This is a genomic window from Serratia sp. LS-1, assembly GCF_003719595.1.
In the GTDB taxonomy this organism is placed as follows: domain Bacteria; phylum Pseudomonadota; class Gammaproteobacteria; order Enterobacterales; family Enterobacteriaceae; genus Serratia; species Serratia ureilytica.
Genome location: NZ_CP033504.1, coordinates 3,600,387 through 3,617,770, shown reverse-complemented (window position 1 = coordinate 3,617,770; position 17,384 = coordinate 3,600,387). Strand labels below are relative to the sequence as shown.

Here is a 17,384-nt window from a genome sequence, read left to right as displayed (position 1 = left end):
GCGGGCGCTCCTTTTACAAATCCAGCACCAGCCGGCTGCCTTTGGCGCGCGAGCAGCAGATCAACAGGGTCTGCTGCGCCGCGCGTTCTTCCTCGCTGAGATACTGATCGCGGTGATCGGCTTCCCCTTCGACGATGCGGGTTTCGCAGGTGCCGCAAATGCCTTCGCGGCACAGGCACTCGACCTTGGCCGCCTTGCTGTTTTCCAGCGCCTGCAGGATGGTCATGTCTTCCGCCACTTCAAGCTCAATACCTGAGCGGGCCAGCACCAGCGTAAAGGCACCGCCCGCCGTGTCTTCGGCGGCAAAGGCTTCGCTGTGCAAGCGACCGGCATCGATACCCCGTTCGGCGGCGATCCGGTAGACCGCTTCGTTCAGCGCCGCCGGGCCGCAGACGTAGATATGGGCGCCGGGTTCCACATCGGCCAGCGTGCGCGCCAGATCCAACCGGCCGCCGAGGCTGGAGACATGGCAACTGACGTTGTCTGCGAACGGCGCTTGCATCAGCTGCTGCTGGAAGGCGTTGTGCTCTTCACTGTGGAAGCAGTAGTGCAGATGGTAGCGTTGGCCGCTGCGTTGCAGCTCATGCAGATGGGCCATAAACGGCGTGATGCCGATGCCGCCGGCGATCAGCACGTGATGTTGCGCTTCCGGCGCCAGCGCGAACAGGTTATTCGGGGTGCTGATGGTCAGCGTATCGCCGACCGCCAGCCGGTCATGCATGAAGTCGGAACCGCCTTTGGAAGGAGACTCGCGCCGAACGGCGATCTGGTAATGCTCGAGTTCGAACGGTGAGCTGAGCAGCGAATAGGCGTTGCTGTAGCGCTGCTCGCCGTCCTGCATTTGCACGATGATGTGGCTGCCGCCGCTGAAGGCGGGCAGCGGCCGGCCTTGCGGATCCGCCAGGGTAAAGCGCTTGACCCGTGCGGTGACGGTTTCGATGTCGACGACGCGGACATCAAGCATCTGATAGCTGGTCATTCATTGGCTCCAAAGCGCGGGCGTCCCCGCGCATGAAAAAGTTATACCGCCTGGCACAGGTATTTGAGCTCCAGATAGTCTTCGATGCCGTATTCGGAGCCTTCACGCCCCAGCCCCGACTGTTTCACCCCGCCGAACGGCGCCACCTCGTTGGAGATAAGCCCGGTATTGATGCCGACCATGCCGTACTCCAGCCGTTCCGAAACGCGCCAGATGCGCGCCGCATCGCGGGTGTAGAAGTAAGCGGCCAAGCCGTAAATGGTGTCGTTGGCCTGGCGGATCGCCTCGGCTTCGTCATCGAATATCACCAGCGGCGCGACCGGGCCGAAGATCTCTTCTTCCAGCAGCAGCGAGCCGGGCTGCACGTCGCCCAGCACCGTCGGGGTGAAGAAATTGCCGCCCAGCGCGTGCGGCGTGGCGCCGGTCAGCACCTGAGCGCCTTTGCTCAGCGCGTCATCGAGCAGCTCCAACACCTTATCGCGCGCCTTGCGATTGATCAGCGGGCCAATCTGTACGCCGGCTTCGAAGCCGTTGCCGACCTGCAGCGCTGCCACGCGGGCGACAAACTTCTCGGCGAACTGCGGGTAAACGCCGCGCTGCACGTAGAACCGGTTGACGCAGACGCAGGTCTGCCCGGCGTTGCGATACTTGGCGATCAGCGCGCCTTCCACCGCGGCATCGATGTCCGCATCGTCAAATACGATGAACGGCGCGTTGCCGCCCAGCTCCAGCGACACTTTCTTGATGGTGTCCGAACTTTGGCGCATCAGCAGGCGGCCCACCGGCGTGGAGCCGGTAAAGCTGAGTTTGCGCACCTGCGGGTGGCGAGTCAGCTCGGCGCCGATCGCCTGCGAATTGCCGGTCACCACATTGAACACCCCGGCGGGAATGCCGGCGCGCTCGGCCAACTCGGCCATCGCCAGTGCCGAATAAGGGGTTTCGTTGGCGGGTTTGACCACCAGCGTACAGCCGACCGCCAGGGCCGGCGCAGCCTTGCGGGTGATCATCGCCGCCGGGAAGTTCCAGGGCGTGATCGCCGCGCACACGCCGATGCCCTGTTTCAGCACCATCAGGCGTTTATCGCTGCTCGGCGAAGGAATGATGTCGCCGTTGGCGCGCTTGGCCTGTTCGGCGAACCATTCGATAAAGGAGGCGGCGTAGCGGATCTCACCCAGCGATTCCGCCAGCGGTTTGCCTTGCTCCAGCGTCATCAGGTTGGCCAGATCCTGCTGGTGTTCCAGCATCAGTTCAAACCAGCGCCGCAGCAGCTGCGCGCGCTGTTGCGCCGGCAGCGCGCGCCAGCCTTCCAGCGCCTGCTGGGCGGCGTCGATCGCCCGTTGGGTTTCGGCCGTCGCCATGTTGGGCACGCTGCCGATGAGTTGGCCGGTGGCGGGATCGCTCACCGGCAGGGTTTCCTGGTTGTCGGCGTCGCGCCATTGGCCGTTGATATATGCCTGTTGGCGGAATAGCGCCCGATCGGAAATTTTCACAAGAACCTCACAAGTCAGGGGAAAGGGGCCCGCGGGCCCCGTCGCATCAAGGTTGATAAACCTGCGCCAGCAGGTTGTGGAAGTGGGCGATGCCGTGTTCGCTGACGCCGCTGCCGGCGCCGTCGGCCATGATGCGCCCCTGGCCGCGATAGCCGCGCGACTTCAGGCCTTTTTGCACGCTTTCCACCAGCCGCAAATCTTCCGGGCGGAACACGTCGCGGTACCAGTCGATCAGTTTGAGCTGCTCGTCGCTCAAATCGGTATTGGTGAAGTAGATGTCGTAGTGCTGCAGGGTGGTTTCCGCATCGACCGGGAACTCATAGATCACCGTCATCATGCCTTCCAGCGGCGGCATGTTGAACATGGTGCACGGCCACAGCCAGATGCCGTGGAAGCTGGATTCTTTGCCCTCTTCAAACTTGAACGACTGCTCGGAGGGACGGGCGTAGCCGAACTGCAGCGTCCAGTTGCCGTGCAGGGTGTGCCAGTAGCGATCGACCTGCACCGAGTCGGCGAAGCCGGGATGCGCCGGGCCGCAGTGGTAGCACTCGAGGTAGTTGTCGACGATGTTCTTCCAGTTGGCCGGGGTGCGGGTGACGAAACGCGCCGCCAGCTTGAGATCGTCGACCTGCGGGCAGGCTTCGCGCACTTTGGCGCCGAGGCCCGGCAGTTGGTCTTCCACCGTGCCGGCCTGCGAGTCCAGATTGACGTAAATAAACCCGGCGTACTCTTCGACCCGCACCGGCACCAGGTGCGAGTTTTCTTTATCGAAGTTCTGCACGTTTTCACAGTTGCGTGCGTGCGCCAGCTCGCCGTCCAGCTTGAATGCCCAGGCGTGATAAGGGCAGGTGATGACGTTTTTCGCCCGGCCGTCGCCCGCCAGCAGTTGGTGGCCGCGGTGCGGGCAGACGTTGTAAAAGGCGCGCAGCACGTTATCGCGGCCGCGCACCACCAGAATGTTTTCACCGATGATCTCGCGGGTGATGTAGTCGTTCGGTTGGGCAAGCTCGCTGCGGTGCGCCACGCAGATCCAACTGGTGGCGAACACCTGCTCTTTTTCGTGCTCGAACGCCGCCTGGTGGGTGTAGAACCGGGCCGGTATGGTGTAGGCCTCGCGTGCGTCGGCGCAGAAATCTTTCGGTAAGGTAAATTCAGGGATCAGAGTGCTCATAAGTTAACCTTCCTCTTTTCTTATTGTCATTTCGCCATAGGGCGCGGTTGATACGACGATGGAGCGGAGAGTTCGCCGGCCGGCGGCGCTTCGGGCAGCGTTGGCGGGCTGCTTTCGATCAGGTGCACCGGGATGGCCGCGTAGTCCTGCTTCAGCCAGCGGGCGAAACCGTAGGTTTTCACCAGCAGCACCAGCAGGAACGGCAGTGCGGTCAGGATCACCGTGGTTTTCATGGTGTCCAGCGAGGCGCCGGTAAACAGGATCGACAGCGGGATCAGGGTGATCACCACGCACCAGAACAGCCGCAGCATCGGGCTGGGATCTTGCCCCTCCTGCAGGTTGCGGGTGCTGGTGGCGGCCATGGTGTAGGCCACGGCGTCCATGTGCGAGGCCAGGAAAATGATCATGATGAACAGATAGGCGGCGAGGAACAGCTTGCCGAGCGGCAGCGCCGTCAGCAGCATCTGCACGGCGGTTTCGCCGCCCTGGGTGCTGAGGATCTCCGGCACGTTGAGCTGCCCGCTGATGAACTGGTGCATGGCGTAGCTTTCCAGCGAGCCGAAGAAGAACCAGCAGCCGAGGGTGCTGCCGAGCAGCAACGCCCAGATCACTTCTTTAATCTTGCGGCCGCGCGAGACGCGGGTGACGAACATCGCCACGCCCGGAGTATAGGAGATCCACCACAGCCAGTAGAACACCGTCCAGCTGCGGCTGAAGCTGCCGTCGCCCATCGGATCGGTGAACAGGCTCATCTGCAGAAAGTTTTGCGCCGTCAGGCCGATGGCGTTGATGGTGTTGTTGATGGTGAATTCGGTCGGGCCGACCAGCAGCACCAGCCCGGCGAAAGCGAATGCGCCCCAGCCGACCATTTTACTCAGGCGCTGCATGCCGCCGTCGATGCCGATGTAAGAGCTGAGACAGAAGATCACCGCTGCCAGCAGGATCACCGTCGCCTGCACCGCGAAGTTGTCCGGGATGCCGGTCAGCGCCGTCAGCCCGCGGGTAAAGGTGGAGGCGGTCAGCACCAGTGAAATGGTGAGGGCGCCGACGGTGGCGACCAGGAAGATCAGATCCACCGCCCGCCCGACCGGGCCGTTGGCGCGCACGCCGGTGATGGCGGAAATGATCCCCGACAGGCTGAGCCCTTTGTTCTTACGCACGTGGAAGTGATAGGCCATGATCAGCGAGGCGAGGGCGTAGGTCGCCCAGGCGCTCAGGCCCCAGTGGAAGAAGGAGTAGCTGATGCTGTATTCCAGCGCCTTCGGGGTGCGCGGCGCGATGTTCAGCCCCGGCGTCTGGTAGTAATACGCCCATTCCATCACCCCCCAGTACAGGGTGGACGAGCCCAGGCCGGCGCAGATGAACATGAACAGCCAGGCCAGCGTGGAGTATTGCGGTTTGCCTTCGCCGAGGCGGATATTGCCGTATTTGCTCAACGCCAGATACAGCACCACCAGCAGGGCGATCAGCACCAGGATTTGAATGGTTGAACCGAACAGCCGGGTGACGCCGTTGAAAATGGTGTTGGCGATAAGCGCGGATTGAGCCGGAAAGAGCATCAGGCAAAGGGCGATCAGCGCAATGCTGCACAGGCTGATGGCGATGAGCGTGACATCCTTTTTGGGATTGCTCTGCATGGGAGTGAACTCCTGTTATCGGTGGTGGGCCGGTGCGCAAAGCGTAGGGTGCGCCCGGGCCTTATTGGCTTAAACCATTTGTTTTGTTACACCGCGAGGAGCAAACCGCCCGGTGGGTCGCTACCGGGAATATTCACTCTTCATTAACATTTTCGAGTGTGCACAAATTACAGGAGGGCCACAATTGGGGCATCTGTAAAAGGATAAAACACAGTATGTAAACAATTTGTTGTGATCTTGACCGGGGTGTTGGCGTGCCTTCTGCGGTGGTTTTCAACGGATTTGCGGCAGCGATCGAAGCGGAAAAACGGACGTGGCAAAGCAGGGCGCGGAAGGGCGCCCTGCACGGGAAAATCTGCGGCGTTCAGCGTTGCAGCAGGGCGGCGATCGCCTGGCCGACTTGCTGGGTGGAGGCGTCGCCGCGCATGTCCGGCGTGCGCGGCCCGTCGGCGATAATGCGCTCAATCGCCTGCAGGATGCCGTCGTGCGCCTGGCGGTAGCGGGCATCGCCGTCGCCGAGGAAGTCCAGCATCATCGCGCCGCTCCAGATCATGGCGATCGGGTTGGCGATGTTTTTGCCGAAAATGTCCGGCGCCGAGCCGTGCACCGGCTCGAACAGCGACGGGAAGTTGCGCTCCGGGTTCAGGTTGGCCGAGGGGGCGATGCCGATGGTGCCGGTGCAGGCCGGGCCGAGATCCGACAAAATATCGCCGAACAGGTTAGAGGCGACCACCACATCGAAGCGTTCGGGGTTCAGCACGAAACGCGCGCACAGAATATCGATGTGCTGTTTGTCCCAGGCGATATCAGGGTATTGGCGCGCCATCTCCGCCACGCGCTCATCCCAGTACGGCATGCTGATGGCCATGCCATTGGACTTGGTGGCGGCGGTCAGGCGTTTGCGCGGGCGCTGTTGCGCCAGCTCAAAGGCGTACTTCAGGATGCGGTCCACGCCCTGACGGGTGAAGACCGATTCCTGGATCACCATCTCGCGTTCGGTGCCTTCGAACATCCGTCCGCCGAGCGAGGAGTATTCCCCTTCGGTATTTTCGCGCACCACGTAGAAATCGATATCGCCCGGCTGCTTGTTCGCCAGCGGGCAGGGCACACCGGGAAACAGCCGCACCGGACGCAGGTTGACGTACTGTTCGAAGTCGCGCCGGAATTTCAGCAGAGAACCCCACAGCGAGATATGATCGGGCACCGTGTCCGGCCAACCGACGGCGCCGAAATAGATGGCGTCGAAGCCTTTCAGTTGCTCGAACCAGTCGTCCGGCATCATCTGGCCGTGGTGCTGGTAGTAGTCGCAGCTGGCCCACTCGAAGGTGGCGAATTCCAGCGACAGATCCCAGCGCGCCGCCGCCGCCTGCAATACTCGTATGCCTTCCGGCAACACTTCCCGCCCGATCCCGTCCCCGGGGATGGCGGCAATCTTGTAAGTTTTGCTCATACAGAGGTCTCATTTGTAGGTAGGGGAGATTGACAACACTGTTATCCTATAATTGACTAACTGTTAATCAATCCTGAAAACGGTGAAACATAAAACACGAATCATGAACAATATGCCGATCCTGAGTGACCTGCGGGTGTTCGTGCTGGTGGCGCGCCGCGCCGGGTTTGCCGCCGCCGCCGAAGAGTTGGGCGTTTCGCCGGCCTTTATCAGCAAGCGCATCGCGCTGTTGGAGAAGACGCTGGACGTGTCGTTGCTGCACCGCACCACGCGGCGGGTGGCGATCACCGAAGACGGCGAGCGCATCTACGAATGGGCGCAGCGCATTCTCAACGATGTCGATCAGATGATGGACGAGCTGTCCGAAGTGCGCCAGGCGCCGCAGGGCATGCTGCGAGTGGTCAGCAGCTTCGGCTTTGGCCGGCGTTTCGTCGCGCCGGCGCTGTCGGCGCTGGCGCGGCAGTATCCGCAGCTGGAACTGCGGCTCGACGTTTCCGATCGGCTGGTGGATCTGGTCAGCGAAGGTTTCGATCTGGATATCCGCATCGGCGACGATATCGCCCCCAATCTTATTGCGCGCAAGCTGGCGGACAACCAGCGCATCCTGTGCGCTTCGCCGGCGTACCTGCAGCGCCACGGGGCGCCGAAAAACCCGGCGGAGCTGGCGGGCCGTTCCTGTCTGGTGATCAAAGAACGCGATCATCCGTTCGGGCTGTGGCGGCTGCAGGGGCCGAGCGGTGAAGAAACGGTAAAGGTGACGGGCGCGCTGGCGTCGAACCACGGCGAAATCGTGCATCAGTGGTGCCTGGACGGGCAGGGCGTCGCGCTGCGTTCCGCCTGGGACGTGAAAGAGAACATCGACAGCGGCCGACTGGTGCACATCCTGCCGGAGTATTATCAGCCGGCCAATATCTGGGCGGTGTACGTTTCCCGGCTGGCAACGTCGGCGAAAGTGCGGGTGACCGTCGAATTTCTGCGCGACTATTTTTGTGAGCACTACGGCGAAACGGTGCCGGCGAGTGAAAATCCGTCGCGGTCTTAAGGCCAAAAATGTGCGCCAGATCATCTTATGCTCGTAAAATTCCCATCCGTTACCTGAGGAACTGTCGCACGTGTTCCTTTTGCCAAAACTTTGGTTTATGCTCAGCTGAAGCGTTTCAGTTGAAGCACTCTTCGACAGAAATGCCGATGTGACGGCGGTGAAAAACCGCTGAAGCGCGGGAATAATGCAAACTCGGCGATTCACAGCGGGCGGTACGATCCACTACTCTATGCGGGTTAGTGAGACAACCAGTCAGCGCCGGGCGGCGCCGGTGAGTCAACCCGGCGTGGACGGCCCTTTTTCAGGAGCAGCATGACCATCCGCATAGCGATAAACGGCTTTGGCCGCATCGGCCGCAGCGTATTGCGCGCACTGTACGAATCGGGCCGACGGGCGGAAATCTCCGTGGTGGCGATCAATGAGCTGGCGAACGCCGAAGGCATGGCCCATCTGCTGAAGTACGACTCCAGCCATGGCCGCTTCGCCTGGGATGTGCGGCAAGAGTGCGACACGCTGAGCGTCGGAGACGACGCGATTCGCCTGTTGCACCAACCGGCGGTGGAGCAGTTGCCCTGGGGCGAACTGGGCGTCGACGTGGTGCTGGACTGCAGCGGCGTGTACGGCAGCCGGGCGGATGGCGAGGCCCATCTGGCGGCGGGGGCGAAGAAAGTGCTGTTCGCCCATCCGGGCGGCAACGATCTGGACGCCACCATCGTGTTCGGCGTCAACCATCAGACGCTGCTGGCGGAACATCGCATCGTGTCCAACGCCTCGTGCACCACCAACTGCATTATTCCGGTGATCAAGCTGCTGGACGACGCCTACAGCATCGAGTCCGGCACCGTGACCACCATTCACTCGGCGATGAACGATCAGCCGGTGATCGACGCGTATCACGCGGATTTGCGGCGCACCCGCGCGGCGAGCCAGTCGATCATTCCGGTCGATACCAAGCTGGCCGCGGGCATCACCCGCATCTTCCCGCAGTTTTGCGATCGCTTCGAGGCTATCTCGGTGCGCGTGCCGACCATCAACGTGACGGCTATCGATCTTAGCGTCAGCGTGAGCGCCGCAGTGAAGGTGGCGGAGGTCAACCAGCTGTTGCAAAAGGCCGCACGGGAATCATTTCGTGGTATAGTTGACTACACGGAATTACCATTGGTCTCGATCGATTTTAACCATGACCCGCACAGCGCTATCGTCGACGGTACGCAGACCCGGGTCAGCGGGCAGCACCTGATAAAGACCTTGGTCTGGTGCGACAATGAATGGGGCTTTGCCAATCGGATGTTGGATACAACACGGGCAATGGCCGCCAGCGGTTTCTAGTACGGCGGCGCCGGCGTGATTGGCGCGCTGCTCAGGCAATTTTATAGAGATTCAATAAAGAGGGTTCACCATGTCTGTAATTAAGATGACCGATCTGGATCTGGCGGGTAAACGCGTACTGATCCGCTCCGATCTGAACGTGCCGGTAAAAGACGGTAAAGTGACTTCCGACGCGCGTATCCGCGCTTCCCTGCCGACTATCGAAGCTGCGCTGAAGCAAGGCGCCCGCGTGATGGTAACCTCCCACCTGGGTCGTCCTACCGAAGGCGAGTACAACGAAGAATTCTCCCTGCTGCCTGTGGTCAACTACCTGAAAGATCACCTGAAATCCCCAGTGCGTCTGGCGAAGGATTATCTGGATGGCGTCGACGTCGCCGAAGGTGAACTGGTGGTGCTGGAAAACGTCCGTTTCAACAAGGGCGAGAAGAAAGACGACGAAACCCTGTCCAAGAAATACGCGGCGCTGTGCGACGTGTACGTGATGGACGCGTTCGGCACCGCGCACCGCGCGCAGGCTTCCACCCACGGCGTGGGCAAGTTCGCGCCTGTCGCCTGTGCCGGCCCGCTGCTGTCCGCCGAGCTGGAAGCGCTGGGCAAAGCCCTGGGTAACCCGGCCCGTCCGATGGTCGCCATCGTGGGCGGTTCTAAAGTCTCCACCAAACTGACCGTGCTGGATTCCCTGTCCAAAATCGCCGATCAGCTGATCGTCGGCGGCGGCATTGCCAACACCTTCGTGGCGGCGCAGGGCAACAACGTGGGCCAGTCCCTGTACGAACCGGATCTGATCCCGAACGCGCAGAAACTGCTGGAAACCTGCGACATTCCGGTGCCGACCGACGTGCGCGTGGCGACCGAGTTCTCTGAGACCGCGACCGCGACCGTGAAGCAGGCCAACGAGATCCAGGACAACGAGCAAATTCTGGATATGGGCGACGTCTCTGCCGAGCGTCTGGCCGTTATCCTGAAGAACGCCAAAACCATTCTGTGGAATGGCCCGGTTGGCGTATTCGAGTTCCCTAACTTCCGTAAGGGCACCGAAATTGTCGCCCGCGCGATCGCCGATAGCGACGCTTTCTCTATCGCTGGCGGCGGCGACACTCTGGCAGCCATCGATCTGTTCGGTATCGCTGACAAAATCTCCTACATCTCCACCGGCGGTGGCGCATTCCTGGAATTCGTTGAAGGGAAACCGCTGCCTGCAGTCGTGATGCTGGAAGAGCGCGCTAAGCAGTAATTCAGACAACGGGAGGCGAAAGCCGCCCGTTTGTTTTATACCGCGCGGCAAATGCTGCGCGGCGTGAAAACATCGATTTACATCCATCTACGGCCGACGAAACAGGACAAAGTAACATGTCTAAAATTTTTGATTTCGTAAAACCGGGTGTCATCACGGGTGATGACGTTCAGAAAGTCTTCGCAGTTGCTAAAGAGAACAACTTTGCGCTGCCAGCGGTAAACTGCGTGGGTACCGACTCCATCAACGCAGTGCTGGAAGCCGCGGCTAAAGTGCGCGCGCCGGTCATCGTTCAGTTCTCCAACGGCGGCGCCGCATTCATCGCCGGCAAAGGCGTGAAGACCGATGTGCCTCAGGGCGCAGCGATTCTGGGCGCTATCTCCGGCGCACACCACGTTCACCAGATGGCTGAACACTACGGCGTGCCGGTGATCCTGCACACCGACCACTGCGCGAAGAAACTGCTGCCATGGCTGGACGGCCTGCTGGACGCCGGCGAGAAACACTTCGCCGCTACCGGCAAACCGCTGTTCTCTTCCCACATGATCGATCTGTCTGAAGAGTCTCTGGAAGAAAACATCGAGATCTGCAGCGCCTACCTGAAGCGCATGGCCAAAATCGGCATGACGCTGGAAATCGAACTGGGCTGCACCGGCGGTGAAGAAGATGGCGTGGACAACAGCCATATGGACGCTTCCGCTCTGTACACCCAGCCGGAAGACGTGGCTTACGCGTACGAAAAACTGAACGCCATCAGCCCGCGCTTCACCATCGCTGCATCGTTCGGTAACGTGCACGGCGTGTACAAGCCAGGCAACGTTAAGCTGACTCCAACCATCCTGCGCGATTCTCAGGATTACGTGTCCAAGAAATTCAACCTGCCGCACAACAGCCTGAACTTCGTGTTCCACGGCGGTTCCGGTTCTACCGACGCAGAGATCAAAGAGTCTGTGGGTTACGGCGTGATCAAGATGAACATCGACACCGACACCCAATGGGCGACCTGGGACGGCATCCTGCAGTACTACAAAGCGAACGAAGCTTACCTGCAGGGCCAGCTGGGCAACCCGAAAGGCGCCGATCAGCCTAACAAGAAATACTACGATCCACGCGTATGGCTGCGCGCAGCGCAAACCAGCATGGTGACGCGTCTGGAGCAGGCCTTCAAAGATCTGAACGCGGTAGACGTTCTGTAATCTTCGGCACCTGTTGCATGAAGTACAAGGCTCCCTCCTGCGGGGAGCCTTTTTCGTTTTCAGCCCAACAGGCCGGCGCCGACGTTGATGGACAGGCCCAGGATCAGCATGTTGAACGCGAAGGAGATCACCGACTGCAGAAGGGTGATCTTGCGCACCTCTGCCGCGCCGACCGCCACATCGGCGGTTTGCGACGCGACCGCGATGGTGAAGGAGAAGTAGGCGAAATCCAGATAGGTGGGATCGGCGAGATTGCCGGGGAACAGCAGCGGCAAAGGATCCTGCTGTGCGCCCTGGCGATAAAACTGATGAGCATAGTGCATGGTGAAGGCGGTCGGCAGAAGCAGCCAGGAGACCGCCAGCGTGGCGCCGGTCAGGAGCAAATGCAGCGTTTTCAGAGAGCCGGCCACCTGTTTGGCGCTGCTCAATTCAAACAGGATCGCCAGTAAGCTGACCAGGCAGCCGAGGCTGACTAACGCCAGCACCATGCTGGCGCTTTCGTCCTGCCGCCGGGCGATTTGGCGAATGTGCTGCGGCGTGCTGACCAGCATCAGCCGCCAGAGAAACAGCAGGTAGAGCCAGGCCAGCGTATTCCAGCCGATCATCAAGCGTTGCAGCAGCGAGAGCTGGGCGGGCAGCAGCAGAAAGCACAGCAGCCCGGCGCCGACGGAAAACAGCAGCCTGGGCCGCACTTGCCAATAGTGTTTGAGCGAAGAGCGAATGTGCATGAAGAACGGATCCCTTGTCGTGAAATGGCCAACGCGCTGTTCTCAGCATAGAAGAAGCGGCGGGCGGTTTCGGCTATTTTTAATGCTGATGGTTGGCATGAGCCTTTAATGTTGGTTACCCTTAGGCGTGGTTTCCTACTGGCCGCCGAGGCCAGTGTATTTTTGCGAGTTTCTCCCGTTAGGGACTGAGTTAGGACGACACGAATGAAAGATTTGAATGTAGTAGACGGCATCAACGGTGCCGGCGACTGGTTGGTGAAGAATCAGGATCTGTTGATCCAGTACGCGGTGAATATCGTCGCCGCCATCGTTATCCTGATCATCGGTTCGATTGTGGCCCGCGTGGTCGGCAATGCGCTGAACCGCGTGATGAAGCTGCGCGGCATCGACGCCACGGTGGCCGACTTCCTGTCGGCGATCGTGCGTTACGGCGTGCTGGCGTTCACCTTCATCGCCGTGCTGGGGCGCGTCGGCGTGCAGACAACCTCGGTGATCGCGGTGCTGGGTGCCGCCGGTTTGGCCGTCGGCCTGGCGCTGCAAGGCTCGCTGTCCAACTTCGCCGCCGGCGTGCTGCTGGTGATCTTCCGTCCGCTGCGCGTGGGTGAATATGTCGATCTGGGCGGCGTGGCCGGTACCGTCGATCAGGTGCAGATTTTCTCCACCACCCTGCGCACCGCCGACAACAAAACCATCGTGGTGCCGAACGGTAAAATCATCGCCGGCAACATCATCAACTACTCCCGCGAACCGAACCGCCGCGTGGATATCGTGGTGGGCGTGGCCTACAACGCCGATATCGACGTGGTGAAGAAGGTGCTGGGCGACGTGATCGCCGCCGACAAACGCATCATGCACGCCAAAGGCGTGACCGTGCGTCTGAACGAGATGGCGCCGTCCTCGCTGAACTTCGTGACCCGTTCCTGGACCACCAATGCGGAATACTGGAACGTGTACTTCGATCTGATGGAAAACTTCAAGCGCGCGCTGGATGCCCACAACATCGGCATTCCGTTCCCGCAGATGGATGTGCACCTGTATCGCACCGAAGACGCTTCCGCCAAGGCGGAATAACAGAGAAGGGGGCCTTGCCCCCTTTTTTTTGCCATTTTCCCCGTATTAGCCAGGCAGCCATTCAATCTGTCTCCGCTGTATCGATATTGGTGCCAAGCCGATATGCGCCTTCGGAAATTGCGGCCTATGACAAGTAGATGCGGGCGTAATAACGAGAAGCTCAATAAGTCGCGGTAAAAACGACTTTTCGTTGTTACTGTTTCCTTCTCTGATACCATAGCTTTCTTGTGGATTGTCGATAGGAAAGGGATGAAATGAAAAGGGCTGTTATTGCCGCATTATTGAGCGTCTTGATCTCTGGATGTGGGCCAAAAGCATTGTCGCCTGAACAAATACAGCAAGTAGACGATTTAAAGTCAGAGCTGGTGAGTACGGATGCCGAGATTGAAAACGCAGCTAAACAGCAGGACACGTTAAACGGCGGCTTGATTAAATCTCTGGTGATGGCGCGACTGGAAATTCTGAAAACGAACAAGGCGCTTATTCAGCAACGAATCAATGCGATCGAGTCTGGATCAAAGGTTGAGATTGTCACGAACCAGACCGCGCCGGATCTGAAGCTGGCGGAAAAGCTCACCGCCGAATTGGCAATGCTGACTCGGGAAATATCGACCGCTAAACAAGAGGCCGCACAATACGATGGTGGTCTGGTGGGGTCGATAAAAAAGGCAACGATAGCCACTCAAGAGCAAAGTCTGGCGATGTTGCAGCAAAAATTGCTGTCGGCGAAATATGGCCTGGCCGTTCCGACGATAGCCCATCATGCAACATCAACCGCTTCAAAATCCAATCAGCGGGAAGAACCGGTGGCGAAAGACGCGTTGCTTCCGCCCGGCATTGGGCCGTTTGGACTGCAAATGGGGTTGACGAAAAAGAACGTCGAGGACATGACAGGCGTTACCTTAACGGCAATACCGAATCGTCTTAATATTTATACTACGGAGGTCGTCCCCAAAACGTATTACGCCTTTGAAACCTACATTTTGCTCATCTCTCCCAAGGTTGGTTTATGCCGAATTCGCGCGCTTAGCGGTGATATCAATACAGACAGTTATGGGGTGGAGTTAAAGTCCAGGGTGAAGGACATTGCTAAATCATTGACCGCTAATTATGGCAAAGGAAATGCTACTGACTTGCTGTTGCCGGGGTCGTTATGGAAAGAACCTGGTGATTGGATGATGGGGCTGCTTAAAAAAGAACGCTATTTCGGTATTGACTGGGAAGAGAAAAAAGATAAACCGTTCAAGAACGATTTGCAGGGGATTATGCTTGAAGCGACCGCCGTCAATAGTGGGGTTGGGAGCGTTTATCTGCAATATGATTTTAAAAATGTCGATGAGTGCATAAAGGAAGCCAATGACAAGGAAAACAGTGCACTATAGCGGCAAGCGCTTTTGAAAAATAACCGATAGGTTAAGGGTTTCTCATGAGAGGCCGAGATGCTACCGATGGCGTCTCGGCCTTTTATTTTCCGCGAGGTCAGATGCCCGCAGCCGGTTCCGTGAGCGGCGTGCGGCGGCGCAGGCTGAGGCGATAGAGCAGGAAGATGGCGGCGGCGCCCAGCAGCGCCGGCAGCGCCAGCCAGAGGAAGAACACTTCCGTCGAGCCGGCGGCGGCCATCATCCAGGCGCCGAGCATCGAGCCGACAATTGAGCCGAAGCGGCCATTGGCCATGGCCCAGCTGACGCCGGTGACGCGGGCTGCGGTCGGATAAAGGGTGGCGGAGACCAGGTTCAGGCCGTTTTGCGCGCCGGCCACGCCGAAGCCGATAAGGAACACGACGGCGGCCAGCGTGTAGACGTCGCCCATCAGATACCCGGTCGCGCCGATCACCAGCGCGGCGCCCAGGTAGGAGACGGCCAGTACGCGGTATGGCCCGATCCGATCCATCAGCAGCGCCATCAGGATGGCGCCCAGGGTGCCGCCGAGCGGCACCATCGCGCCGATGCGCGAGGCGTGGGCGATATCGTAACCGGCGTCTTTGAGCAGGGTCGGCAGCCAGCTGGTGAGCAGGTAGAACACGAACAGCGAACAGAAGAACGCCACCCACAGCAGCAGGGTGCGCACGGCGCGGCCTTCGATAAACAGGTGTGATATCGGCGATGTGGCCTGCGGTGGGCGCTCGTCATCGACAATCGTCACGCCGGCCCAACGCTGGCCGGTGATGCGTTCGACCACCCGGCGCAGCCGATCGGCATGTTTGGCGCTGGCGGCCATAAAGCGTACTGATTCGGGCATCTGCCAGGCCAACAACGGCAGCAGCGCCAACGGCGCGATGCCACCGACCAGCAGCAGGCCGCGCCAGCCGAACGCCGGGATGATCTGCCCGGCCAGCAGGCCGCCCAGGGCTAACCCGGCGGTAAAGCCGCTCCAGCTCAAGGTGACCATCAGCATGCGGCGGCGCGCCGGTGAGTACTCCGAGCTGAGGGTGATGCAGGTCGGTATCGCGCCTCCGAGGCCAATGCCGGTGATGAAGCGCAGCAGGGTCAGGGATTCGATCGAATGCGTATAGGCCGAAGCCAGAGTACAGCCGCCAAACACCAGTACCGCGACGAGCAGCACGCGTTTGCGGCCGAGGGCGTCGGCGATCGGCCCGAACAGCAGGCTGCCGATCAGCAGGCCGAACAGCCCCGCGCCGAAGGCGGGAGAGAGCTGAGCGGGCAGCAGATCCCACTCTTCGCGCAGTGCCGGCGCGATATAGCCGATGATGGCGGTATCAAAGCCATCCAGCAGGGCAATGAGGAAACACAGGGTCAGGATCAGGATTTGGTAGGGGGAGATCCTGGCGCGATCGATGATTTCGCTGATGCGAGCGGTATTTGGGCTCATGGTTATTCCACTGTTATTCGGCTGGTGTGGGCTGGCTGAGGGCTGTTCAGGCCAGGCCTGAACCAAAACCGCTGTGGCTGGCATCGCGTAGAAATCCGAGTATACACCAGAGCGGGGGCGTTGCGGGGAGGGGGAATTGCTGATAATCGCCCGCCGCAGGAGGTGTCTGTGGCGGGCGCAGGCAAGGTTATTTGGCTAACAGCTCTCGGCGCACGATCTCGGCGCCTGCGCTTAACGCATTCAGCTTGCCGCGGGCGACCTGACGAGGCAGGGGAGCCATGCCGCAGTTGGTCGACGGATAGAGTTTGTCGGCATCGACAAACTGCAGCGCTTTGCGCAGCGTGTCGGCCACTTCCTCCGGCGTCTCAACGGCATGATTCGCTACGTCGATGGCGCCGACCATCACCTTTTTGCCGCGGATCAGTTCAAGCAGATCCATGGGCACGTGCGAGTTATGGCACTCCAGCGAGATGATATCGATGTTGGACGTTTGCAGTTTCGGAAACGCCTCTTCATATTGTCGCCATTCCGAGCCCAGCGTCTTTTTCCAGTCGGTATTGGCTTTAATCCCATATCCATAGCAGATATGCACGGCGGTTTCACACTTAAGCCCTTCAATGGCTCTTTCCAGGGCGGCGATACCCCAGTCATTCACCTCGTCAAAGAACACATTAAATGCGGGCTCATCAAACTGAATAATGTCGACGCCTGCGGCCTCGAGCTCTTTGGCTTCCTGATTGAGGATCTTCGCGAACTCCCAAGCCAATTTCTCGCGGCTTTTATAGTGGTTGTCATAGAGCGTGTCGATCATGGTCATCGGCCCCGGCAGGGCCCATTTAATCGGCTGTGTGGTCAGCTGGCGTAAAAATTTGGCGTCTTCAACGAAAACGGGTTTTTGACGCGAGACCGCCCCCACGACCGTCGGCACGCTCGCCTCATAGCGATTGCGGATTTTAACCACTTCGCGTTTTTCGAAATCGACGCCGCTGAGATGCTCGATAAACGTCGTGACGAAGTGCTGACGGGTTTGTTCGCCATCGCTGACGATATCGATGCCGGCCTGTTGTTGCTCTGCCAGTGACAAACGCAGGGCGTCCTGTTTCCCTTCGATGAGTTCTTCATTCTGCAATTTCCAGGGCGACCACAGGGTTTCCGGTTGGGCCAGCCAGACCGGTTTGGGCAAGCTACCGGCGGTCGATGTGGGGAGCAATATTTTCATGATAGGTGA

14 protein-coding genes are annotated in these 17,384 nt (G+C 59.8%); 6 read left to right on the top strand and 8 right to left on the bottom strand.

Annotated elements, in window-relative coordinates; translation table 11 throughout:
* Positions 1-13 precede the first annotated feature (13 nt).
* From EDY99_RS17290 to EDY99_RS17270, 5 genes are all read right to left on the bottom strand, one after another.
* A complete protein-coding gene (locus EDY99_RS17290; RefSeq protein ID WP_123061957.1) occupies positions 14-979 on the bottom strand; it encodes a PDR/VanB family oxidoreductase in 966 nt (321 codons plus the stop codon).
* Positions 980-1,020: 41 nt separating this feature from the next.
* On the bottom strand, positions 1,021-2,469 hold the full coding sequence (locus EDY99_RS17285) for an NAD-dependent succinate-semialdehyde dehydrogenase (protein ID WP_123061956.1): 1,449 nt from the start codon (positions 2,467-2,469) through the stop codon (positions 1,021-1,023).
* A gap of 46 nt (positions 2,470-2,515) precedes the next feature.
* Positions 2,516-3,640, bottom strand: a complete 1,125-nt coding sequence (locus tag EDY99_RS17280) for an aromatic ring-hydroxylating dioxygenase subunit alpha (protein ID WP_033644732.1) — start codon at positions 3,638-3,640, stop codon at positions 2,516-2,518.
* A gap of 26 nt (positions 3,641-3,666) precedes the next feature.
* Positions 3,667-5,277, bottom strand: a complete 1,611-nt coding sequence (locus tag EDY99_RS17275) for a BCCT family transporter (RefSeq protein ID WP_123061955.1) — start codon at positions 5,275-5,277, stop codon at positions 3,667-3,669.
* Between the two features lie 364 nt (positions 5,278-5,641).
* Positions 5,642-6,727, bottom strand: a complete 1,086-nt coding sequence (locus tag EDY99_RS17270; RefSeq protein WP_033652189.1) for a tartrate dehydrogenase — start codon at positions 6,725-6,727, stop codon at positions 5,642-5,644.
* An 82-nt stretch (positions 6,728-6,809) separates the two neighbouring features.
* On the opposite strand from EDY99_RS17270, the gene EDY99_RS17265 reads away from it, so the two are divergent.
* The 4 genes from EDY99_RS17265 (at position 6,810) to fbaA (ending at position 11,528) form a co-directional block, all read left to right on the top strand.
* Complete coding sequence (locus tag EDY99_RS17265; protein WP_273866173.1) at positions 6,810-7,769, top strand: LysR substrate-binding domain-containing protein; 960 nt, start codon at positions 6,810-6,812, stop codon at positions 7,767-7,769.
* 312 nt (positions 7,770-8,081) lie between these two features.
* Positions 8,082-9,098 carry an erythrose-4-phosphate dehydrogenase gene (gene epd / locus EDY99_RS17260; protein WP_004931582.1) on the top strand — a complete coding sequence of 339 codons (1,017 nt, stop codon included), beginning with the start codon at positions 8,082-8,084 and terminating at the stop codon, positions 9,096-9,098.
* Between the two features lie 70 nt (positions 9,099-9,168).
* Entirely contained in the window at positions 9,169-10,332 is a 1,164-nt protein-coding gene (gene pgk, locus EDY99_RS17255) for a phosphoglycerate kinase (RefSeq protein WP_025160206.1), read from the top strand.
* A gap of 116 nt (positions 10,333-10,448) precedes the next feature.
* Positions 10,449-11,528 carry a class II fructose-bisphosphate aldolase gene (gene fbaA / locus EDY99_RS17250; RefSeq protein WP_025304179.1) on the top strand — a complete coding sequence of 360 codons (1,080 nt, stop codon included), beginning with the start codon at positions 10,449-10,451 and terminating at the stop codon, positions 11,526-11,528.
* Between the two features lie 59 nt (positions 11,529-11,587).
* Here fbaA and EDY99_RS17245 read toward each other — a convergent pair whose 3' ends face one another.
* The gene (locus tag EDY99_RS17245) at positions 11,588-12,256 is read right to left on the bottom strand and encodes a DUF1345 domain-containing protein (RefSeq protein WP_033644737.1); all 669 of its coding nucleotides are present in this window, start codon (positions 12,254-12,256) and stop codon (positions 11,588-11,590) included.
* A gap of 204 nt (positions 12,257-12,460) precedes the next feature.
* Here EDY99_RS17245 and mscS point away from each other — a divergent pair, with 204 nt between their 5' ends.
* Positions 12,461-13,327, top strand: coding sequence for a small-conductance mechanosensitive channel MscS (gene mscS / locus EDY99_RS17240; RefSeq protein ID WP_015378992.1), 867 nt, complete (start codon positions 12,461-12,463; stop codon positions 13,325-13,327).
* A 254-nt stretch (positions 13,328-13,581) separates the two neighbouring features.
* Entirely contained in the window at positions 13,582-14,709 is a 1,128-nt protein-coding gene (locus tag EDY99_RS17235; protein ID WP_033644738.1) for a hypothetical protein, read from the top strand.
* A gap of 97 nt (positions 14,710-14,806) precedes the next feature.
* Here EDY99_RS17235 and EDY99_RS17230 read toward each other — a convergent pair whose 3' ends face one another.
* Both EDY99_RS17230 and EDY99_RS17225 read right to left on the bottom strand, forming a co-directional pair.
* Complete coding sequence (locus tag EDY99_RS17230) at positions 14,807-16,156, bottom strand: MFS transporter (RefSeq protein WP_116286944.1); 1,350 nt, start codon at positions 16,154-16,156, stop codon at positions 14,807-14,809.
* Positions 16,157-16,343: 187 nt separating this feature from the next.
* Positions 16,344-17,375 carry a methionine synthase gene (locus EDY99_RS17225; RefSeq protein ID WP_033644741.1) on the bottom strand — a complete coding sequence of 344 codons (1,032 nt, stop codon included), beginning with the start codon at positions 17,373-17,375 and terminating at the stop codon, positions 16,344-16,346.
* Positions 17,376-17,384 lie beyond the last annotated feature (9 nt).